Raw genomic sequence first — 22708 nt, forward strand, 5'->3', positions numbered from 1 at the left:
AACTAAACAAGTGGAATGATGAACTCTCAAGAGAATGCCCATAAAGAGGGAATGTTAGATGATGAAGTGCAGAAGAATACAAATTCTGCTGAAGTAGAGAATGCAAATGAAACTACTGCCGAGCCAAAAACATATAAGAGCAAGGCTGAGATTCTAGAACGTCTCAAAGAAATTGTCGGAAATGAAGAGAACCCAACAAAAGAGGAACTCGATAATCTAAAAACCACTTTCTACAAAATTCACATTACTGAGCGTGACGCTAAACAAAAAGAATATCTGGATGCCGGTGGCGATCCAGAGAAATATGTTATGGTACCAGATGAGGATGAAGAAGTATTCAAGGCTCAAATGAGTGTGGTAAAAGAACGTCGCGCAAAATTATTTCTTGAGCAAGAATCCGAAAAGCAAGGGAATCTACAGAAAAAGATTGATATCATTGAGCGCATAAAGGCCATGGTAACATCTCCAGACGAGGCTAATAAAAGCTACCCTGAATTCAAGGAGCTACAGCAGAAATGGAAAGAGATAAGAACAGTTCCTGCAGAAAAAGCCAATGAATTATGGAGAAACTATCAACTTTATGTTGAGCAATATTATGACTTGCTGAACCTAAATCGTGAAGCACGCGAATATGACTTTAAGAAGAATCTTGAAATAAAGCAACGCCTCTGCGAAGCTGCAGAAAAGCTTGCAAAAGAACAGGATGTTATAAGTGCTTTCCATCAATTACAAGAACTTCACCAACAATATCGTGAGACAGGTCCTGTTTCTAAGGAACTGCGCGAGGAAACATGGAATAGATTCAAGGCTGCGTCAACTGCGATAAACAAAAATCACCAAAAGCACTTCGAAGATTTGCGCGCAAAGGAAGAAGACAACCTTGAAAAGAAAACTACATTATGTGAACAACTTGAAGAAATCGTAAAAGCTGAAAACAACAGCGAAGGCGATTGGGATAAGCATACAAAGGAAATAATCGGTCTTCAGGCTGAATGGAAGAAGATTGGATTTGCACCACAGAAAATGAACGTGAAGATTTTTGAGAGATTCCGTGCAGCTTGTGACGAATTCTTTGGTAACAAGGCTGAACATTTCAAGGAAATCAAACAACATTTCAATGAGAATGCTGAAAAGAAACAAAAACTGATTGAAGAGGCTGAATCACTTAAGGATAGTACTGATTGGAAAGCTACAACAGACAAGTTTATAGCGCTGCAGAAAGATTGGAAGAATATAGGCCCAGTTCCAAAGAAACTAGGCGATGAACTGTGGACAAAATTCCTTGCTGCATGTAACAAGTTCTTTGAAGCACGTAATGCTGCCAATGCTGGTACTCGCAATGAGGAACACAGCAACCTAAGCAAAAAGAAAGATATAATCTCTGAACTTAAAACTCTCGCAGAAGAAGTTTCAGATAACGTACAGGATAAAGTTCAAAAACTTGTGGAAGAATACAACAAGGTTGGACATGTACCTTATAAAGACAAAGATAAACTTTATAAAGAATACCACGATATTCTGGATAAGTTGTATAAGGACCTTCATATATCTATTGCTAAAAAGCGCATAGACAACTTCAGAAACAACCTGAGGAATGTAGCTAGAAATGGTGAAGACGCAATTGACAACGAGCGTGGAAGACTTATGAGACGCTACGAAAGTCTGAAACAAGAAATCATCACATACGAGAACAATCTCGGTTTCCTTAGTGTGAGCAGCAAGAAAGGTAATAGCCTTATTGACGAAATGAATCACAAGGTTCAGAAACTGAAGGATGATGTAGAACTTATCAAACAGAAAATCAAGGCTATTGATGCTGAGAATTTCAATAAGTAAGAACCAAAACAAAGAAATAGTGACTAATAACCGTATGGTTAACAAAATATAAAATACAATGATTTCATGACTAATAATTTGGAGGTTTCGCAAAAAGCCTATATCTTTGCAGCATGTTTTTCATGGTATTAGATTATTAAGGTTAAGAGATTGGTTGTCGTGAGACAATCAATTTTTTTTTTGTACCTACTTCAATCAACTAAACAACTATTTATCACTAAGCACTCAGCGTATGGCGCTGCAAGAATTATTGAGACATCTGAGATTATTATTAAGGGGCAGTTCATCTGTTTGAGGATTAAACTGTACTACTTAATGCCGTCGCCTACTATTAAGATCTGTATTTCTAATTTTGGCATCCTCAAAAACGTTAATCTATATAGGCACCTATTTGTACTCATATCCATTCTATTCATCATTGTATGAACCTCATAGCAATAGCTTTCAAAATATCATAGGAAGTCTTCTATTCATAAATGATTATATATTGACTGAGTGATTAGGGTCTTATCACTCCACCGTTTTACACGATTCGCAGAGTGATTAGGGCCTAATCACTAAACGGCACATCGACAACAACACACCATCATTGCTGAGCATATTGATTATACAGACACTATAACCTCGTATTTCAAGTCTAAGGTCTAAGTAGGGTAATATATAATTCATGCAGGATTGTAACAACACATACATTAGCAAATATTCTGATTATAAACTATTTAGACTATTAATGTATGATATGTACGTATTTTTCAAGCATTTTCATATTCGTATTTCTTAATGATAGCGAAACTTTATCCATAAGATTTACAAATCCACGAGTATACTAACACCCTATCGTAAGCAATTGTGATATAATAATAAAACAAAAAAAGCAACCCAAAAGAGTTGCTTTGTAGTTGGGATACTCGGACTCGAACCAAGAATGGCAGGACCAGAATCTGCAGTGTTACCATTACACCATATCCCAATAATAAGTTGCATTTATCAGCGTTGTTCTGAATTGCGTGTGCAAAGGTAGTGCTTTTTTGTAAACTTCCAAAACTTTCACCAATTTTTTTTCATAAAAATAAGAAAAAAAACAAAATAGACTCTCTTTTGTTAATGTTATATCTATAATTTATGTACCTTTGTGACTGATATCACACATTATATTATACACAACAAAAGAAATTCTATTAATGGAAGTAACAAGTAAATTAGTTGAAACTATAACAAAAGGCATACAAGACAAAAAGGGCGAATACATAACGATTGTAAACCTGACCAATATAGACGGGGCAATTGCAAAATATTTCGTTATATGCCAAGGTAATTCTACAACTCAGGTAGAAGCAATAGCCAGTTCGATAAGCGACACAGTACGCACCGAAATAAAAGAAAAGCCTACAAACGTAGCTGGTCTTGGAAATAAAGAATGGGTTGCTATTGACTATTCAGATGTATTGGTACATATATTTTTGCCTGAGACACGCGAGTACTATAATTTGGAAACATTATGGGAAGACGCTGCCATCACTAAAATACCAAATCTGGATTAGTCATTTGGCACGTTATTTGTATAATATCCGAAAACTAAAATTAGAATAAATGGACAATAAAAACAACCCTTTAAATAACAGAGACAAAAACGATCCAAAGATGCCACGTTTTAATATGAACTGGCTCTATCTGATCGTAGCCCTCACATTGGGAGTTATTATTTTCTCTGGCGGAGGTAATATGCTAGCTGGTGACGGAGCAAGTCAGGAAGCTACATATACAAAGTTTAAACAATATGTAGAGAAAGGATATGCTACCAACGTTGTAATAAACAAAGACAAGAGTACTCTTAAAATGTTTATCAACCCTAAACATATTCAAGATGTATTCCATAGAAATTCAAAACAAGTTGGTTCAAATCCATACTTAAACGTGAATTTCGGATCTATTGACGAACTGGAGAAATATCTCACTAAAGAACAACAGACAAGAAAGATTGTTGATTTCAGCTATGAGAATAACGACAGCAACGGTTTCCTTACTAACATATTGTTCAGCTATGGACCATTTATACTTTTGCTTGTATTCTGGTTCTGGATAATGAGACGTATGAGCGGAGGTAATGGTGCCGGTGGAGGTAGCGGTATATTCAGCGTAGGAAAAAGTAAAGCTAAACTTTACGAGAAGGCTAACGAACTAGGAATAACTTTCAAAGATGTAGCCGGACAGGAAGGAGCTAAACAGGAAGTTCAGGAAATAGTAGAATTCCTAAAGAATCCAAAGAAATATACAGAACTCGGAGGAAAGATTCCAAAGGGTGCATTGTTAGTTGGTCCTCCGGGAACAGGTAAGACATTGCTTGCAAAAGCTGTTGCCGGTGAAGCTGGGGTTCCATTCTTCTCAATGAGCGGTTCAGACTTCGTTGAAATGTTTGTCGGTGTAGGCGCAAGTCGTGTGCGTGACGTATTCCACCAAGCCAAGGAGAAATCTCCATGTATCATTTTCATTGATGAAATTGATGCCGTTGGTAGAGCAAGAAGCAAGAATCCTTCAATGGGCGGTAACGACGAGCGTGAAAATACGCTGAACGCACTGCTTACAGAAATGGATGGTTTCGGAACAAACAGCGGTGTTATTGTACTCGCTGCAACAAACCGTGCAGACATGCTTGACAAAGCATTGTTGCGTGCTGGACGTTTTGACAGACAAATAAACGTAGACCTGCCAGATTTGACAGAACGTAAGGCTATATTCCAAGTTCATCTCAGACCATTGAGAATCGACGACTCCCTAGATATAGACTTCCTTTCACGACAAACACCAGGATTTTCTGGAGCTGATATAGCTAATGTATGTAACGAGGCTGCACTTATTGCCGCAAGACATAACAGCAAGAGCGTTACAAAACAAGATTTCATAGATGCAGTAGATCGCATAATTGGCGGTTTGGAAAAGAAGACTAAAGTGATGACTGCCAACGAGAAGCGCTCTATCGCACTTCATGAGGCTGGTCATGCAACTATAAGTTGGTTCTGCGAACATGCTAATCCTCTTGTAAAGGTTAGTATTGTACCACGTGGACAGGCTTTGGGTGCAGCATGGTATCTTCCAGAAGAACGCCAGATCACAACTAAGGAACAGATGCTTGACGAGATATGCGCATTACTTGGTGGACGTGCTGCAGAGGAACTCTTTACAGGTCACATATCTACTGGAGCAATGAACGATCTTGAACGTGCTACAAAGAGTGCATTTGGAATGATTGCATACGCAGGTATGAGCGACAGATTGCCTAACATCTGCTATTATAACAACCAGGAATACCAATTCCAGCGTCCATATTCTGAGACAACAGCAAAGATTATCGACGATGAAGTTCTAAAGATGGTAAATTCAGAATACGCCCATGCAAAGGAAATTCTTGAGGAACATAAGGAAGGACACAATAAACTTGCCGAACTCCTCATCACAAGAGAAGTTATCTATGCAGAGGATGTAGAAGAAATATTCGGCAAACGCCCTTGGGTAAGCCGTTCTCAGGAAATTATTAAAGAGAACGAAGCCAATGCTCCTAAACTAGAAGAAATGCCTGACGTTGTAAAGCAGGCTGAAGCAGAGCATCAGGCCGCAAAAGAAAAAGAATAAAAGAATAAAAGTCGGATATAAAAATATGACTAACAAAGTACAAAATCTAATAACGCGCACTGTTACAGGTGCACTGTTTGTCACCATCATGGTTGTGGGATTCTTTAATCCCAGAGCTATGGTGGCTCTTTTTGCTTTCATAACTGGTATGGCTGTATGGGAATATACAGGACTTGTAAACCAGAGAGAGAACATTAAGGTAAACAGATTCATATCTACAATAGCAGGTGTATATTTTTTCATTGCAGTAGCAGCATTCAGAATTGGCATTGCGACAAATTTCGTCATATTCGTGCCATATCTTCTGACAATTGTATATCTGTTTATTAGCGAACTATATCTTAAACAGAAAGATCCCGTAAACGATTGGGCATACACTATGCTAGGACAAATGTATATTGCATTGCCTTTCTCTATGATAAACATACTTGGTTTTGAGGTTTCAGCTAACGGAGACAGTATCAGCTACAACATGTTAATTCCATTGTGTGTATTCATTTTTCTATGGCTCAACGATACTGGTGCATATTGTAGCGGTTCACTCTTCGGCAAACATAAACTCTTTCCAAGAATAAGTCCGGCAAAAAGCTGGGAAGGCAGTATTGGAGGTGGCATACTTGTTATGGTTGTTGCAGGAGTAATCGGCTATATGACTAATGAAAACGGTGCATCAACATCACATTTGTCTATACTAGGATGGATTGGACTAGGAGTTACAGTTGTCGTTTTCGGAACATTAGGTGATCTTGTTGAGAGCCTATTCAAAAGAACTTTAGACATTAAGGACAGTGGAAATATCCTTCCTGGACACGGAGGAATGCTAGACCGCTTTGATTCATCATTGATGGCGATTCCAGCAGCTGTAATATACCTTTATACAATACAGATTTTCTAAGTAAAATCAATTACCATACTATGAAAAAATACCTATTAACCTTATTAGCAGTATTCTGCCTTTCCCCATCCTTTGCCACTAATCCTGTAAAAGAATGGGGACAATTACAAGTAAAGGGAGCACAGTTATGCGATAACAACGGCACCCCTGTAGTATTACGAGGTGTAAGTCTTGGTTGGCACAATCTATGGCCGCGCTTCTATAACGCAAAAGCCATCAAATGGTTGAAAGATGACTGGCACGCCAATATTATCCGTGCTGCTATGGGAATACAGATAGAAGACAACTATCTGGACAATCCTGAGTTTGCAATGAAATGCATGTCTCCTGTAATTGAATCCGCAATAAAGAACGGTGTATATGTAATCATCGACTGGCATGCACACAAGATGCACACAAAAGAGGCTACAACGTTTTTCACCAATATGGCAAAGAAATACGGAAAGTATCCTAACGTTATCTACGAGCTATACAACGAACCTATTGGAGACAATTGGGATAGCTTAAAGGTGTATGGCAAAACAATTATTACAGCAATCAGACAATATGATCCCGATAATATCATTCTAATGGGATGCCCACATTGGGATCAGGACATAGACCTTGCAGCAGCAAACCCAATAGAGGGAGTTAGCAACGTTATGTACACTGTACATTTCTATGCAGCTACTCACAAAGACTATCTGCGCAACAAAATGAAGGCAGCTGTTGAGGATGGATTACCTGTTTTCGTCAGCGAATGTGCTGGTATGGAAGCTTCTGGAGAAGGATCTCTGAATACAGAAGAATGGCAGAAATGGATTGATCTTATGGAAAGTCTAAAAGTCAGTTGGATAAACTGGTCTATTTCCGATAAGAATGAGACCTGTTCTATGTTGCTACCAAGGGCAAAATCAGAAGGAAATTGGACTAATGATGTTATAAAGCCTTATGGCAAAAAGGTAAGATATTATCTACGTGAATATAATAAATAAAGACTTGCTTAATCTTTATGATTAAGCAAATCTACCATAATACGGGCGGCATTATCCGGAGCGATAGTGTCGCCAAGTTTTTTATACACCTCTTCATAATCATCAAGCATATTCTGTCGTCCATCGCCAGAAGGAAGAATACGACCAAGCTCGTCTGATATATTTGATACAGAAAAACGATCAGCAAATAGTTCTTTCACAATTTCCTTATCAGCGATAAGATTTACAAGAGAGATATATTTGCACTTTATGATATGATTAAATCCGAAACGTATCAAATGCGGAACGGGAGTCTCATAGCATACAACTTGCGGAACACCAAACATCGCTGTTTCAAGAGTCGCTGTACCACTTGTAACGAGAGCTGCAACAGAATGTTTCAACAATGGATAAGTTTCATTATTAACTATTTTGATTTTAAAATCTCCACAGTCTTTAATCCTATCAAGTACCATGTCATAATATTCCCTATCAATTGAAGGAGCACCAGCAAGCACCAACTGATACTTATCAGTATAGTTTATTGCCGACTTAATCATAGCTGGAAGATTATCCTTTATTTCCTGCTTTCTACTACCTGCAAGCAATGCAATAATAGGTTTATCTGTAACTAGAGAATTCCTATCACAAAAATCTTCTCGAGTCTCTTTATAATCATTTTTAAACCTATTTACTTCGTCAGCAGTAGGATTACCAACATAATGTATTTTGTAATTATGTTTTTGTTCAAAAAACGGTATTTCAAAAGGCAATATAGAGAATAGTTCTGTAACATCTCTTCTTATAGATTTTATTCGCCATTCCTTCCAAGCCCATATCTTAGGAGAGATGTAATAATAAGCAGGTATTTTTGTGTGTGCCTTAAGATATTTAGCTATACCAAGATTGAATCCAGCATAGTCTACAAGTATTACAACATCAGGATTCCAAGCTACAATATCCTTTTTACACAATGCCATATTACGAAATATCGTACGCAGATGCAAAAGTACGGGAACAAACCCCATATAGGCAAGTTCCTTATAATGCTTTACACGGGTACCTCCAACAGCAGACATCATATCTCCACCGAAAAATCTAAACTCGGCATTACTGTCATTTTTTTTCAACGACATCATCAAATGTGATGCATGAAGGTCTCCACTAGCTTCACCAACAATAATGTAATACTTCATAACAAAACTTTTATTTAAAGTCCCCAGCTATTAAGTTTATCAATAATCTCGTAATCGGTGACATCAATTTTTGTAGGAGTTATAGCAACATATCCATTGTTAACAGCCCACTGATCTCCATCCTCTGCACTTGGTTCATCGTTACGATACTCTCCTACTACCCAATAATAATCATATCCACGTGGATGGCGTTCCTTTACTATTTCATTCACCCATTGTCCCATGGTCATTCGGCATATCTTTGTACCCTTAAAAGGAGGCATTTCTGGGAAGTTAACATTAAGGCATATTCCCTTTGGCAATCCCTCTGCAAGTACCTTGTCAACAATCTTGCAAACATCATCTTTCAGATATCCCAATTCAGCCTCTGTATCATAGTCACATGAAGAGAAAGCTATAGACGGAATATATTTCATACATCCCTCAAGAGCTACTCCCATCGTTCCTGAATAATGATTATTAACTGTAGAATTATCACCGTGATTGATACCACCTATAACAAGATCAGGAATTCTGCCACCACATAATTCAGAGATAGCAATTTTTACACAGTCTACTGGCGTTCCGTTGCAAGACCATATCTCGACATCTCCCATATTGTGGCGACGTTTGAGCCTCAATGGTGTTGTTGCAGAGAAAGCACAAGAAAATCCAGAGCGTGCTGATTCAGGTGCACAAACTATCAAATCAGCCTTATCTTTAAGAAAAGAAACTAGAGTTTTGATACCATTTGCATGATATCCATCATCATTTGAAATAAGTATTAATGGACGGCAATTATTCATATTTAACTTTTAAGTTTGGCACAAAAGTACTAAAAAAAGGTTTAATTCTAGTATTTCTCGCATAAAATATGTAACTTTGCGGTCAAATCAACTTTTTTCGAAATGGGAAAAATAATCGCTTTAGCTAACCAAAAGGGCGGCGTGGGCAAGACCACTACGACCATAAACCTTGCAGCATCACTTGCTACATTAGAGAAAACAGTTCTCGTAGTAGACGCAGACCCACAGGCAAATGCATCCAGTGGCTTGGGAGTGGACATTAAAGAAGTTGACTGCTCCCTATATGAATGCATCATTGATCACGCTGATGTGCGTGATGCCATCTATACCACAGACATAGACGGTTTGGATATAATACCAAGCCATATAGATTTGGTTGGTGCAGAAATTGAAATGTTGAATTTAGAAAACCGAGAAAAGGTTTTAAAGAACCTACTCGATTCCATTAGCAAGGAATATGATTACATTCTTATAGACTGTAGCCCTTCATTAGGTCTGATTACTGTAAACGCACTCACAGCTGCCAATTCAGTTGTTATTCCTGTTCAGTGTGAATATTTTGCACTTGAAGGTATCAGTAAACTCCTAAATACGATAAAGATTATAAAGAGCAAACTGAATCAGGACTTAGAAATTGAAGGATTTGTGCTCACAATGTATGACAGTCGTCTACGCCTTGCAAACCAGATATACGATGAAGTGAAACGCCACTTCCAGGAATTAGTATTTAAAACTGTTATTCAGCGTAACGTGAAACTCAGTGAAAGTCCTAGTCACGGACTTCCTGTAATTCTATACGATGCAGAATCTACAGGCGCTAAGAATCATCTGGCACTTGCTAAAGAAATAATAAACAAGAACTCATAAATTCTTTAATGATGATTGAATGAATATCGTCATCAATAAATAATACATCATAAGAAGAAATGGCTGTACATAAAAAATTCAACGCACTCGGAAGAGGACTTGACGCACTGATATCTACAGATGCTGTGCGCACTCAGGGTTCTTCTACCATCAATGAGATTGGTATAGACCAAATAGAGGCTAATCCGAATCAACCTCGCCGTGAATTTGACGACGAAGCATTACATGAATTGGCAGTAAGTATTAGAGAAATAGGTATTATTCAACCTATCACTCTAAGACAAATAACTGAGAACAAATTTCAGATTATTGCTGGTGAGAGAAGATGGAGAGCGTCTCAAATTGCAGGACTTAAAGCAATTCCAGCATACATCCGTACGATAAAAGACGAGAATGTTATGGAAATGGCTCTCGTTGAGAATATTCAACGTGAAGACCTGAATGCTGTCGAGATTGCACTTGCATACGAGCATCTAATGGAAGGTAGCGGAATGACACAAGAAAAAGTTTCTGAACGTGTAGGAAAAAGCCGTACAGCTATAACCAACTATCTTAGATTATTAAAACTTCCGGCACAAGTACAGATGGCTTTGCAGAAGAAGGAAATCGATATGGGACATGCAAGAGCATTGCTTGCTATTGACAGTCCATCATTACAAATAAAACTTTTCAAGGAAATACAGAAAAACGGATACTCGGTAAGAAAAGTAGAAGAACTTGTTCAGGCTTTAAAAAATGGTGAAGATATTGAAAGTAGCAAGAAGAAAATTATTGCACGTAGTCAATTGCCAGAAGAGTTCAATGAACTGAAAAAACGTCTTGGATCATTCCTCAATACAAAAGTTCAAATGACATGTTCGCCAAAAGGTAAAGGAAAGATTAGTATTCCTTTCGCTGACGAAGAGGAACTAGAACGTATTATGAACGTTTTCGACAAACTGAAAGATTAATATGTCTGTGAAGATACCTTCATTTATAATCGTATCTGTTGCGATATTCGCCATGCCATTCTCTGCTAAAGCACAGAATGCTAAAAATCGTATCGTTATTCCCGATACTGCAAATATCAAAGCTACAGATGCACTTACTCACAAAGATAGTCTTACGCTAGTGTCTAACGACATAAAAAAGGTCAAGAAGCAAAAGCGTGACTGGGCTACATGGCGTCCCGAACCAAAGAGGGCATTATGGCTAGCCCTTGTTTTGCCTGGAGCTGGACAGATTTACAACCGCAAATTCTGGAAATTACCTATCATTTACGGAGGAATAGTAGGATGCGTTTATGCTATGAAATGGAACAATCAGATGTATCATGACTATTCTCAGGCATATATGGACATAATGGATAATGACCCCAATACTGCCAGCTATAATCAGTTTATGCATCTCGGCGCAAAAATAACAAACGAAAACCTCGCTACATATCAAAATCTTTTCAAAAATCGAAAAGACCGCTTTCGTCGTTGGAGAGACATGAGTTTCTTCGTATTAGTAGGCGTTTATGCGCTTTCTGTAATTGACGCATACGTAGATGCATCGTTATCAGAATTTGATATATCAAACGATCTCAGTCTCAGAGTTGAGCCTGCTATCATAAATACAGACAACAACAGAAATCCTCTCACGTCAGGTGGTATCGGAGTGCACTGCAGCCTAAACTTCTAGACTAAGCTAAAAAGAGGAAACATTATATATGACAACAATTAAGTAATGAAGAAAATCTATCTATTCACAATCACCCTACTCTTCGCAGGAAACTGTGCAATGCAGGCGCAAGTAGAAAAGGATGATAATAAAAAAGAAACGGAGATTACCGTTAAGAATGCACAAGGAAAGCAAGTAACCATAGACCTTCCAGAGGCCATGACACAAGAACTTGACAGCTTGATGCATCTATACAACACAAAGAATTATCTCAAACCTGATACAAACTGTAACATGCCGGATGTAAATCCTGTATATGATAAAGCCGTTTACATGAAACGACTAAGCATGTTACCTACTGTTATAGAAATGCCCTACAATGATGTTGTGCAAACATTCATTGATAGATACAGCGGTCATCTACGCAATTCAGTAAGTTATATGTTGGGAGCTCAGAATTTCTACATGCCAATCTTTGAAGAGGCACTAGATACTTATGGTCTTCCACTCGAACTAAAATATCTTCCTGTAATAGAATCTGCACTTAATCCATGTGCTGTTTCTAGAGTTGGAGCAACAGGTCTGTGGCAGTTCATGCTCAAGACAGCAAAGCGTTACGGACTAACAGTAAACTCTCTTGTTGACGAGCGTCGCGACCCTATCAAATCTTCTTATGCAGCAGCTCACTATCTCAGTGACTTATATAAACTATATGGCGACTGGAATCTAGTAATAGCAGCATATAATTGTGGTCCAGACAAGATTAATAAAGCCATACACCGTTCAAAGCAAAACGACTATTGGCAGATTTATCCTTATCTTCCAGACGAGACTAAGGGATATGTTCCTGCTTTCATCGCAGCAAACTATATTATGAACTACTATTGTGATCATAATATATGTCCAATGACTTCAGAACTTCCAGAGAAGACTGATACAATATTAGTAAACAAGGATATAAATTTTGAACAGATTTCACATGTTCTAGGTATAGATATAGAGCAGATAAGGGCTTTAAACCCACAATATCGTCATGACTTGGTTAACGGAAGCTGGCGTCCATCTTCATTGAGATTGCCAGCACTGATGATTACAAAATTCATTGATAAAGAAGACTCTATTTATGCATGCAAGCCTGAAGAAATGGCTAGCAAGCGTACCGAGGTAGAGGTTAACAATGAGGAACCAGTAGTTACAAAGAGCCGTTCATACAGTCGACACAGAAGCAATTCCAGTTCAAGTAAATATACAAAAAAGAAGAAAAAGAACAAGCGTAAACATGTAAGCAAAAGTGTTACCATTGGTGACGGCGATACGCTTTCTGAAATCGCAGAAAAACATAATACAACAGTTTCTAAGCTAAAGAAATTGAATGGTATTAATGGCAGTAGTATACGTGCTGGAAAGAAAATTAAAGTTAAGTAAATAAACTATACGAATATGGATGAGCATGATATGAAAGAGGCTATGCGTGAAGCTGCCGAGGACAAAATGATAACAGATGCTTTCCAGCATTTGCTTGACACCTATCTTGCGTCTCGACACAGGAAGAAAGTCGACATAATCACAAAAGCTTTTAACTTCGCCAGACAAGCTCACAAAGGTGTGAGAAGATTATCTGGTGAACCATATATCATGCACCCTATCGCTGTAGCTCTTATTGCATGCGAAGAAATGGGACTGGGCTCTACAAGTATATGTGCAGCACTTCTCCACGATGTCGTTGAGGACACAGACTATACTGTTGAGGATATTGAAAACATATTCGGAAACAAAATAGCGCAGATTGTAGACGGTCTGACTAAAATAAGTGGTGGTATTTTCGGTGATAAGGCTTCTGCACAAGCAGAGAACTTTAAGAAACTGCTACTAACAATGAGTGATGATATTCGCGTAATCCTCATAAAGATTTGCGATCGTCTCCACAATATGAGAACTCTTGTCTCACAACCAGCCAACAAGCAATATAAGATTGCAGGTGAGACCTTATATATATATGCACCGTTGGCTAATCGTTTGGGACTTAACAAGATAAAGACAGAACTTGAGGATCTTAGTTTTAAATACGAACATCCTCAAGAATACAAAACTATACAAGATAAACTGGCTTCTACAAGTGAACAACGTGACATGCTTTTCGCAATGTTCACAGATCCTATACGAGAGGCTCTTGACAAGATTGGACTAGAATATCAAATAAAAGCTCGCATAAAAAGTCCTTATTCCATTTGGAATAAGATGCAAAACAAGCATGTGACATTTGAGGAGATCTATGATATTCTTGCCGTAAGAATTATATTTGAACCTAAAGTTCGTAAGGAAGAAATCAACGAATGTTTCAACATCTACGTTGCTATAAGCCGCATCTATAAGAGCCATCCAGACAGATTGCGTGACTGGCTGAATCATCCTAAGGCTAACGGATATCAAGCACTCCATGTTACGCTTATGAGTAAACAGGGCAGATGGATTGAGGTACAAATCCGTTCAGACCACATGGACGAAGTTGCAGAACAAGGCTTCGCTGCTCATTGGAAATATAAGAACGGCAATGAATACACTGAGGACGAAGGAGAACTAAACGATTGGTTAGGAACTATCAAGGAAATTCTTGATGATCCCCAGCCAGACGCAATGGACTTCCTTGACAGCATAAAGCTAAATCTATTCGCTTCCGAAATATTTGTGTTTACACCTAAAGGCGAAATCAAAACTATGCCTGCAGGATGTACAGCACTTGACTTTGCATTCCAGATACACACATTCCTCGGAAGTCATTGTATAGGAGCTAAGGTCAATCACAAACTTGTGCCTCTAAGTCACAAATTGAACAGTGGCGATCAAGTAGAAATACTCACAAGTAAGTCTCAACATGTGCAGCCTTCATGGATAAACTTCGTGTCTACCGCAAAGGCAAGAGCGAAGATACAGGCTATTCTGCGTCGTGACAACCGTGAAATTCAGAAGAACGGAGAGAGTGTTCTAAATGCATGGCTCACGAACAACAGCCTAGAACTTACATCTTCTGTATTAGACAAGCTATGCGATTACCACGATGTGAAAAGACCAGAAGATTTATTTCTTGCTCTTGGCGACAAGAAGATTATACTAGGAGAAAAAGATCTTGACGAACTGCTTGGTAAGGTAAAGAAAGAAGGTAGCAACTCTGGATGGCGCAAATATGTACCATTCCTCCACGATAAGAAGAGCGATAAGGACAAAGATGAAGAAGATGAGATAAATAATCTGTTTATCGTTGATAGAGGCTTCAAGAAAAAGAAGCCTGTAATCATTAGCGAAGAAACAATTAATATGTTTATTTTCCCAGCCTGTTGCCACCCTATTCCTGGTGATGACATACTTGGATATATTGACAACAAGAACCATATCGAAATTCACAAGCGTGCGTGTCCTGTAGCAAGCAGGTTAAAATCCAGCTATGGCAATCGTATCCTTGATGCTAAATGGGATATGCATAAACAGATGTATTTTGATGCTACAATCGAAATAAGAGGTATTGACCGTAAGGGTATGCTTCAGGATGTGGCAGAAGTAATATCTTCACGTATGAACCTTAACATTCATAAGGTTACTATCAATAGTGACGAAGGCATCTTTGATGGTAGCATTGAAGTTAAAGTACATGACCGAGACGAAGTTAGAGACATTATGGAAAACCTAAAAGGTATAGACGATTTGCAGGAAGTAATGCAGATTATGTAAAACGCAAACAACGACCTTGTACCTTAAATAATAAGAACTGATATATAATACTAAACAAACAAAACTATGAAAAAAATAATGCTACTGTTTGCAGCAATCTTTATGGCTGCAAACATCAATGCCGCAAACAAGTATGACAACCCCGACACGCTGTTCGTAGCACGTGACGGGACAGCTGAATTTCGTAACATATCAGAAGCCATTGAAGTATGTCGTGCATTCATGGACTACCACAAGGTTATCTTCGTTAAGAAAGGCATTTACAAAGAAAAATTAGTCATTCCTTCATGGCTCAACAACATAGAGATTTGCGGAGAAGACCGTGACAATACTATTATCACGTATGATGATCACGCAAACATAAAGATTCCTGAGACTGGTAAACCTATGGGTACGTTTCGCACATATACGCTGAAGATTGAAGGAAACGATATCAAACTAAAGAATATTACAATAGAAAACAATTCAGCAAGACTTGGACAAGCTGTATCACTCCACACAGAAGGTGATCGACTGACATTTGTGAATTGCAACTTCTTAGGACATCAAGATACGATATTCACAGGCATAGCTGGCACTCGCCTTTACTTCGCTGATTGCTATATTGAGGGAACAACAGACTTTATCTTTGGTCCTGCCACAGCCTGGTTTGAACACTGCACAATAAAGAGTAAGGCTGATAGTTATGTCACTGCTGCATCTACACCAGTTGATCAACCTTATGGTTATATATTCAATCACTGCAAACTGATAGCACAAGATGGTGTAAGCAAGGTTTATCTGGGTCGTCCTTGGCGTCCCTACGCCTGCACAGTGTATATGAACAGTGAATTGGGCAAACATATCAGACCAGAAGGATGGGAGAACTGGAGAAATCCAGAGAATGAAAAGACTACCCGTTATTCTGAATATAACAACAATGGTGCTGGCGCTAACAATTCAGACAGAGTGAAATGGGCTCACCAACTTTCAAAGAAGGAAGCTGCTAATATTACATTAGAAAATGTATTCAAGCAATGCACAAACTGGATTCCTTCAACGAATAAATAATGCTCGTATCATACGCCAAAAAAGCGAGTAATACTGATATATAATTCACGCTTATAAACTATATATCAGTAGTTTTATCTATCTTTGCAAAGATAATTAGTACTTACCTAAATAATTAATCACATGAGAAAAATTTTATTATTCCTATTTGTCGCGTTTTCACTTTCAATGGTTGCAAAACTGAAAATTAAGAATCCAGAAGTAGAATATACTCCAGCATGGATTGAAATTCAAACTATTGAACAAACAACAAATGCAACGATACTGCATTGTACCTTACACAATTTACCTAATAATTGGGTTCGCATTAACGACAAAATCGTATTGCAAGATGCACAATCAAATAAAAGTTTCAAACTATTACGCACAGATAGTGTGAAGGTAAATGAAAAGATATGGATGACTCAGTCAGGTAGCAAATCTTGTGTTCTATATTTTGAACCATTGGACAAGGCAATTAAACGATTTAATATGATAGAGCCTGGTTCACAGGCAAATGAACAGACTTATGGTATTCAGCTGAAATCAGCAAATAAGAAGCAGGCTAAGAACATATTGATTGGCAATCAAGCTAAGACTGCAAATGATTATCTGAAACTGCCTTCGAATAATTGTGATTGGACATTCACTCCATCCCGCTACAAGAATTTAGATTTCTGTAAATCGCAGTCTGCAACGTTGAGAATACACGTCGCCCATTTACTAAACGAGCTAAGAAAAGACTTTAGTAATTTGAATGTAAACTTTCAGAATCAATTCGACAGAAAAGATAATATAATATCAGGCGAACTTAATAAAGATAATTGCATACAATTTCAGATACCTCTTAGTGCTCCTCAGTTTGTATCCCTTATGCCTATTTTAGAAAATGTATATATACAAGGAGGAGATACACTTGACATATATACTACAGCAGAACTTACCTCATATAGAGAGTTTCGCTATAAGTCTTTCGGTGGCAATAGTGAATCGGCAATGATTAATACTCTGATTCCTGTATTGATGAAACAATTGATGGATAAGGAATATGATTATCAATTTATCAAAGGCGCTGTCAAACAGGGGAATGAAGGGGTAAAAAAGGCGCTTAAAGATTTAGCAGATAAGACTATTGAACTGATTGAAAGTGATAAGATTCACCAAATAATACGTGACACACCGCTTTCTATATATGGCAAGGACCTTCTTATGACATGTACATTGTGCCAATATCTCACAACGATGGAAGATATGATGATGTACTATAATGATCATAAATATATCAAAAAGACAAAAGCAGACGGTTCAGTGGAGTGGAAACAGGATAGCACATTTATTCCACTCGACTATGAATCTATTTATCGTCCACTCCTTAAATATAAGTCGTTACTCTATGATAATCCATTGGTAATCAGTGAGAGTCAACAATGGTTTTTTATAAGCAACATCTTGCATGGACCTCTCTTCTCTGATATACGAATGGCATTGCATCGCCAATTGCCAGAGGCTGTAAAGAAGCCTTCTGAAGAGTTTAATATGGAAGGTACCTTTATGAATGACCTCTATATATCTCAGAATGCAGCAAGTAGATATAAGTCTTTGCTCAATGATTATGAATTGGGAAAATGTGATAGTTCACGTTTATTATCTGAGGCAGAGAAAACTACAAAAAATTTAATGCAAATGCATTATCCTAAAGTTGCCTATTCTGTGATGGATGGTTATAGAAATGTGGTTAAAACTACTGAAGGAAACAACACAACAAAAGACATATCAGATACATGGACACCATCGCAAAAAGCTTTATGGGATAAACTCACATCTCAATATAAAGGAAACCTAATATTAATAGATTTCTGGGGACTACACTGTGGACCATGTCGTCAGGGCATGTTGGAAATGCGACAAAATGTAGAGGAGATGAAAAATGAAAAATTTAAGTTCCTTTATATTTCCAATGAAGCTGATTCGCCACGCGACCAAGCAGAGAAATGGATGTCCGAGTCAAATATTAATGGTGAACATATATATGCAACACTATCAGAATGGACGATGCTACAAGCTATGTTTAATTTCATTGCTATACCACGCACTACTCTTATTGGCAGGGATGGAAAAATAATACAATATAAATTTGACATTTATAATAATGCCGGTAATTTCAAAGAATTATTGAATAAGTTCTAATTTACAATTCATTAGATACGAAATCAATCATAACTTGAAAATGGTTACAGAAATCAACCTTTACTCTCTTTGAAACTTTAGATTCGTAGGAACGAACTTTCACAAAGAGTAGAGGCTATGATTAGCTATTACTGCTCGTTTAGAGTAAGGATTTATTGAGTATAATTATTTCGATTTAGCTAAAATAGAATTTCTCAAGCACAAATATGCTATGGTTCTAATTCCGCTAACGCATAATACTGAATCGTCTTTCAAGTATTTATTAGAAAAAAAGTGAATATATTTATGATTACTCTCAACCATAAAAAGTAACTTTTTGGGGTTGATGAGTATCAATAAATTTCATTATTATTGCAATCCGTCAAGTTGCTGTTTTAGTTCCTTAAGCTGACTTTTTACAGACAATAGCGTATCAAGTACATCAGTCGTCTTGTCTACTCCATCTCTATTGGCACTCAACATCTTACGTGCAGCAGCAAGTTTAAAGCCACGCACTTTCACAAGATTATAGATAACCTTAAGCTGCTCTATATCCTTCTCGGTATATTGACGAATCTTTGTACCAGTCTGAGTCTTAGGACGTAACTGTGGAAACTCACTTTCCCAATATCGCAAAGTACTCTCATTGATATCAAACATTGCTGCTACCTCTTTGATTGAGTAATACAACTTAATGTTTTTATTTGGATTCAAAGCCATATTTGCATACTTTTTTATTAAACAATGATTAATTTATTTGCAAAGTTAGCAAATTTATGCCAACTCCTCTCAACATCTCTAAACTTTTTTGTACCTTTGCGGATGATTTTTTATAAAGAATTAATTAAAATAACATATTTAAGATGATGACAGCAAACGAAGTCCGTGAGTCATATAAGAAATTCTTTGAGGCTAAGGGACATAAAATCGTAGCATCAGCCCCAATGGTCATTAAGGATGACCCAACACTGATGTTCACCAATGCCGGCATGAACCAGTGGAAAGACATTATTCTCGGAACAAAAGATCCAGGAATGGATGTACGTCGTGTTGATTCTCAGAAATGCCTGCGTGTAAGCGGAAAACATAATGACCTAGAAGAAGTCGGCCATGACACATACCATCACACTATGTTTGAGATGCTTGGTAACTGGAGTTTCGGAGATTACTTCAAAGAAGGCGCCATCGACTATGCATGGGAATATCTCGTTGACGTTCTACATCTTAATCCAGAAGACCTTTATGTAACAGTTTTTGAAGGTTCAAAAGAAGAAGGACTTAGTCGTGACGACGAAGCTGCAAGCTATTGGGCAAAGCATGTTCCAGCTGATCATATCATCAACGGAAACAAACACGATAACTTTTGGGAAATGGGTGATACAGGTCCTTGTGGTCCTTGCTCGGAGATTCACGTGGATTCACGTACTCCAGAAGAGAAAGCAAAGATATCAGGTCGTGACCTTGTTAACCATGACGATCCACAAGTTATTGAAATTTGGAACATCGTATTCATGCAATATAACAGAAAGTCAGACGGAAGTCTTGAATCATTGCCAATGCATGTTATCGATACCGGTATGGGATTTGAACGCCTTGTACGTATGCTTCAGGGCAAGCACAGTAACTATGATACTGATATATTCCAGCCAATCATCAAAGAAATACAAAATCTTAGCGGAAAGAAATACGGATTTACCACACCTACTGGTGAGAATGGAGAAGGAAAAGACGAGCAAGAGAAGATAGATATTGCAATGCGTGTTGTTGCAGACCACCTTCGTGCTGTTGCTTTCTCTATCGCTGATGGTCAGTTGCCTAGCAACGCCAAAGCTGGTTACGTGATACGCAGAATATTGCGCCGTGCAGTACGCTACTCATATACATTCCTAGACCAGAAGAGTGCATTCCTTTACAAACTTCTTGCCGTATTGGTACAGGAAATGGGACATGCTTTCCCAGAGATTGCTGCTCAACAGGAACTTATCACACGCGTTATTAAGGAAGAAGAAGATTCATTCCTTAGAACTCTTGAGAAAGGTATCAACCTTCTTAACGGTGATATGGACGAACTTAAAGCACATGCACAGAAAGAACTTGATGGTACAAGCGCTTTCCGCCTATTCGATACTTATGGTTTCCCTCTTGACCTAACTGAACTTATCTGCCGTGAAAACGGATATACAGTTGACGAGAAAGGCTTTAACGAGGAAATGGCAAAGCAGAAAGCACGCGCACGCAATGCAGCTGTTGTAGAAAGCGGTGACTGGGAAATCATCAAAGATGGTGAACAGAATTTCGTAGGATATGACTACACTGAATATGAATGCCACATATTGCGCTACCGCAAAGTAACTCAAAAGAAGAATACATTCTATGAACTTGTACTTGACAATACTCCTTTCTATGGTGAAATGGGTGGTCAGGTTGGTGATCAGGGTTCTTTGGTTAGTGAAAACGAAACAATTGAAATCATTGATACTAAACGCGAGAACAACCAAAGTATTCATATCGTTAAGCAACTGCCTAAGGATATCAATGCAGACTTCATGGCTTGTGTAGATATTGACAAGCGTGACGGAAGCGCTGCTAACCACACAGCAACTCACTTGCTTGACTATGCATTGAAGCAAGTTCTTGGAGACCACATAGAACAAAAGGGTTCTTATGTTGATGCAACAACATTACGCTTTGACTTCTCTCATTTCCAGAAAGTCACAGACGAGGAATTGCGTAAGGTAGAAATGCTAGTAAACAGCATGATACGTCAGGACTTGCAGCTTGACGAGCATCGTGAAACTCCAATAGAAGAAGCTAAAGAACTTGGTGCAATAGCATTGTTCGGCGAGAAATACGGAGACAAAGTACGTGTAGTACGTTTCGGTCCTAGCTGCGAATTCTGTGGTGGTATCCACGCACAGAGTACAGGTCGTATTGGTTTCTTCAAGATTATCAGCGAAAGCAGTGTAGCAGCAGGCATACGCCGTATTGAGGCTCTTACAGGCAAGGCCTGCGAAGATTCAATATATGCTATCCAAGATACTATTACATCCCTCAAGTCTATGCTTAACAACTCAAAAGACCTCACAGCAACGCTGAAGAAGTTTATTGACGAGCATGATGAGATGAGAAAGGAAATAGAGAAGTTCCAAGCTCAGGCTGTTGAACGCATAAAGGGTGAACTAATCAACAAAGCAAAAGAGGTTAATGGTGTAAAGGTTATCAATGCCGTTTTGCCACTGGAGCCTTCTGCAGCAAAAGATCTTGTGTTCAAACTTCGTGAAGCAATTCCTGAGAATCTTGTTGCCGTTATCGGTAGCACATCAAATGATAAGCCATTGCTTACCGTAATGTTTAGTGATGATATGGTTAACGACCATGCACTCAACGCCGGTAAGATTATCCGCGAAGCAGCAAAGCTGATTCAAGGTGGTGGTGGTGGTCAGCCTCACTATGCTCAGGCTGGCGGAAAGAACCTTGACGGCATTAATGCTGCCGTAGACAAGGTTATTGAATTAGCAAATCTGTAGATCAGATTTATATAAATCTCACAAAATCAACAAAACCCCACGTCGTGAGATGTGGGGTTTTTATTTATCTATGGTTACATGTAAACTTATCAAGATAAGGCAACCAGATAATCTTAGCTTGTTTTTATTTATCTACGATTACATGTTAACTATCTATATGGAAAGATCTCAATAATAAAATTCATGTTCGCTAAAATGGTATTATTGATAACGTCTTTAGCATTTCCCTACATAGGGTTTTCGAAAAAACAAGCGTCTAAGTGACTAGACACTGATTATCAGTATAGTATATTGCAAATCTGCATTCATCAAATGTCGCAGCAATGTCATTTGTCTTAATACTAAATTCATAGATTACTGATATATAGATACTGCATTATCTATGAAAAAATCATTTCTAAGTAAAGGATTTTCTGTTTCTAGAAACATGATTTGCGTTTCTATATAGAAACGTTTCCAT

General features: G+C 38.0%; 16 protein-coding genes and 1 tRNA gene. 13 read left to right on the plus strand and 4 right to left on the minus strand.

Features of this window, described 5'->3' with window-relative positions; translation table 11 throughout:
* Positions 1–15 precede the first annotated feature (15 nt).
* Positions 16–1836, plus strand: a complete 1821-nt coding sequence (locus HEQ28_RS06325; protein ID WP_434504299.1) for a DUF349 domain-containing protein — start codon at positions 16–18, stop codon at positions 1834–1836.
* Positions 1837–2735: 899 nt separating this feature from the next.
* Here the strand turns inward: HEQ28_RS06325 and HEQ28_RS06330 are convergent.
* Positions 2736–2806: transfer RNA gene (locus HEQ28_RS06330), tRNA-Gln, on the minus strand.
* Positions 2807–3017: 211 nt separating this feature from the next.
* Between HEQ28_RS06330 and rsfS the strand changes: the two genes are divergently transcribed.
* Genes rsfS through HEQ28_RS06350 form a run of 4 tightly spaced genes read left to right on the plus strand, consistent with a single transcriptional unit; the run spans position 3018 to position 7332 of the window.
* The gene (gene rsfS / locus HEQ28_RS06335; protein ID WP_434504300.1) at positions 3018–3377 is read left to right on the plus strand and encodes a ribosome silencing factor; all 360 of its coding nucleotides are present in this window, start codon (positions 3018–3020) and stop codon (positions 3375–3377) included.
* 49 nt (positions 3378–3426) lie between these two features.
* On the plus strand, positions 3427–5463 hold the full coding sequence (gene ftsH / locus HEQ28_RS06340; RefSeq protein ID WP_434504301.1) for an ATP-dependent zinc metalloprotease FtsH: 2037 nt from the start codon (positions 3427–3429) through the stop codon (positions 5461–5463).
* A gap of 25 nt (positions 5464–5488) precedes the next feature.
* Positions 5489–6358, plus strand: a complete 870-nt coding sequence (locus HEQ28_RS06345) for a phosphatidate cytidylyltransferase (RefSeq protein ID WP_434504302.1) — start codon at positions 5489–5491, stop codon at positions 6356–6358.
* A gap of 20 nt (positions 6359–6378) precedes the next feature.
* The gene (locus tag HEQ28_RS06350) at positions 6379–7332 is read left to right on the plus strand and encodes a glycoside hydrolase family 5 protein (protein ID WP_434504303.1); all 954 of its coding nucleotides are present in this window, start codon (positions 6379–6381) and stop codon (positions 7330–7332) included.
* 8 nt (positions 7333–7340) lie between these two features.
* Here HEQ28_RS06350 and lpxB read toward each other — a convergent pair whose 3' ends face one another.
* Positions 7341–8507, minus strand: coding sequence for a lipid-A-disaccharide synthase (gene lpxB, locus HEQ28_RS06355; RefSeq protein ID WP_434504304.1), 1167 nt, complete (start codon positions 8505–8507; stop codon positions 7341–7343).
* Between the two features lie 14 nt (positions 8508–8521).
* Positions 8522–9292, minus strand: coding sequence for a 5'/3'-nucleotidase SurE (gene surE, locus HEQ28_RS06360; RefSeq protein ID WP_434504305.1), 771 nt, complete (start codon positions 9290–9292; stop codon positions 8522–8524).
* A gap of 102 nt (positions 9293–9394) precedes the next feature.
* Here surE and HEQ28_RS06365 point away from each other — a divergent pair, with 102 nt between their 5' ends.
* The 7 genes from HEQ28_RS06365 (at position 9395) to HEQ28_RS06395 (ending at position 18742) form a co-directional block, all read left to right on the plus strand.
* Positions 9395–10159 (plus strand): ParA family protein, encoded by a 765-nt coding sequence (locus HEQ28_RS06365; RefSeq protein WP_434504306.1) that lies wholly within the window; start codon positions 9395–9397, stop codon positions 10157–10159.
* 59 nt (positions 10160–10218) lie between these two features.
* On the plus strand, positions 10219–11109 hold the full coding sequence (locus tag HEQ28_RS06370) for a ParB/RepB/Spo0J family partition protein (protein WP_434504307.1): 891 nt from the start codon (positions 10219–10221) through the stop codon (positions 11107–11109).
* A gap of 1 nt (position 11110) precedes the next feature.
* The gene (locus HEQ28_RS06375) at positions 11111–11824 is read left to right on the plus strand and encodes a DUF5683 domain-containing protein (protein ID WP_434504308.1); all 714 of its coding nucleotides are present in this window, start codon (positions 11111–11113) and stop codon (positions 11822–11824) included.
* A gap of 45 nt (positions 11825–11869) precedes the next feature.
* A complete protein-coding gene (locus tag HEQ28_RS06380) occupies positions 11870–13228 on the plus strand; it encodes a lytic transglycosylase domain-containing protein (protein WP_434504309.1) in 1359 nt (452 codons plus the stop codon).
* A 15-nt stretch (positions 13229–13243) separates the two neighbouring features.
* Positions 13244–15526 carry a RelA/SpoT family protein gene (locus HEQ28_RS06385; RefSeq protein ID WP_434504310.1) on the plus strand — a complete coding sequence of 761 codons (2283 nt, stop codon included), beginning with the start codon at positions 13244–13246 and terminating at the stop codon, positions 15524–15526.
* Positions 15527–15628: 102 nt separating this feature from the next.
* Positions 15629–16576 carry a pectinesterase family protein gene (locus HEQ28_RS06390; protein WP_434504431.1) on the plus strand — a complete coding sequence of 316 codons (948 nt, stop codon included), beginning with the start codon at positions 15629–15631 and terminating at the stop codon, positions 16574–16576.
* A 123-nt stretch (positions 16577–16699) separates the two neighbouring features.
* Entirely contained in the window at positions 16700–18742 is a 2043-nt protein-coding gene (locus HEQ28_RS06395) for a peroxiredoxin family protein (protein ID WP_434504311.1), read from the plus strand.
* A 348-nt stretch (positions 18743–19090) separates the two neighbouring features.
* Here HEQ28_RS06395 and HEQ28_RS06400 read toward each other — a convergent pair whose 3' ends face one another.
* The gene (locus HEQ28_RS06400) at positions 19091–19441 is read right to left on the minus strand and encodes a MerR family transcriptional regulator (protein WP_434504312.1); all 351 of its coding nucleotides are present in this window, start codon (positions 19439–19441) and stop codon (positions 19091–19093) included.
* Positions 19442–19584: 143 nt separating this feature from the next.
* Between HEQ28_RS06400 and alaS the strand changes: the two genes are divergently transcribed.
* Positions 19585–22248, plus strand: coding sequence for an alanine--tRNA ligase (gene alaS, locus HEQ28_RS06405; protein ID WP_434504313.1), 2664 nt, complete (start codon positions 19585–19587; stop codon positions 22246–22248).
* The last annotated feature ends 460 nt before the right edge of the window (positions 22249–22708 follow it).

Origin of the sequence: Prevotella sp., assembly GCF_051059605.1 — a bacterium.
Classification (GTDB): domain Bacteria; phylum Bacteroidota; class Bacteroidia; order Bacteroidales; family Bacteroidaceae; genus Prevotella.

What these genes read in the sequence shown, in the direction of transcription:
- HEQ28_RS06325 (WP_434504299.1), top strand. Translation starts at nt 16, where the DNA reads ATGATGAACTCTCAAGAGAATGCCCATAAAGAGGGAATGTTAGATGAT.
- rsfS (WP_434504300.1), top strand. Translation starts at nt 3,018, where the DNA reads ATGGAAGTAACAAGTAAATTAGTTGAAACTATAACAAAAGGCATACAA.
- ftsH (WP_434504301.1), top strand. Translation starts at nt 3,427, where the DNA reads ATGGACAATAAAAACAACCCTTTAAATAACAGAGACAAAAACGATCCA.
- HEQ28_RS06345 (WP_434504302.1), top strand. Translation starts at nt 5,489, where the DNA reads ATGACTAACAAAGTACAAAATCTAATAACGCGCACTGTTACAGGTGCA.
- HEQ28_RS06350 (WP_434504303.1), top strand. Translation starts at nt 6,379, where the DNA reads ATGAAAAAATACCTATTAACCTTATTAGCAGTATTCTGCCTTTCCCCA.
- lpxB (WP_434504304.1), bottom strand. Translation starts at nt 8,507, where the DNA reads ATGAAGTATTACATTATTGTTGGTGAAGCTAGTGGAGACCTTCATGCA.
- surE (WP_434504305.1), bottom strand. Translation starts at nt 9,292, where the DNA reads ATGAATAATTGCCGTCCATTAATACTTATTTCAAATGATGATGGATAT.
- HEQ28_RS06365 (WP_434504306.1), top strand. Translation starts at nt 9,395, where the DNA reads ATGGGAAAAATAATCGCTTTAGCTAACCAAAAGGGCGGCGTGGGCAAG.
- HEQ28_RS06370 (WP_434504307.1), top strand. Translation starts at nt 10,219, where the DNA reads ATGGCTGTACATAAAAAATTCAACGCACTCGGAAGAGGACTTGACGCA.
- HEQ28_RS06375 (WP_434504308.1), top strand. Translation starts at nt 11,111, where the DNA reads ATGTCTGTGAAGATACCTTCATTTATAATCGTATCTGTTGCGATATTC.
- HEQ28_RS06380 (WP_434504309.1), top strand. Translation starts at nt 11,870, where the DNA reads ATGAAGAAAATCTATCTATTCACAATCACCCTACTCTTCGCAGGAAAC.
- HEQ28_RS06385 (WP_434504310.1), top strand. Translation starts at nt 13,244, where the DNA reads ATGGATGAGCATGATATGAAAGAGGCTATGCGTGAAGCTGCCGAGGAC.
- HEQ28_RS06390 (WP_434504431.1), top strand. Translation starts at nt 15,629, where the DNA reads ATGGCTGCAAACATCAATGCCGCAAACAAGTATGACAACCCCGACACG.
- HEQ28_RS06395 (WP_434504311.1), top strand. Translation starts at nt 16,700, where the DNA reads ATGAGAAAAATTTTATTATTCCTATTTGTCGCGTTTTCACTTTCAATG.
- HEQ28_RS06400 (WP_434504312.1), bottom strand. Translation starts at nt 19,441, where the DNA reads ATGGCTTTGAATCCAAATAAAAACATTAAGTTGTATTACTCAATCAAA.
- alaS (WP_434504313.1), top strand. Translation starts at nt 19,585, where the DNA reads ATGATGACAGCAAACGAAGTCCGTGAGTCATATAAGAAATTCTTTGAG.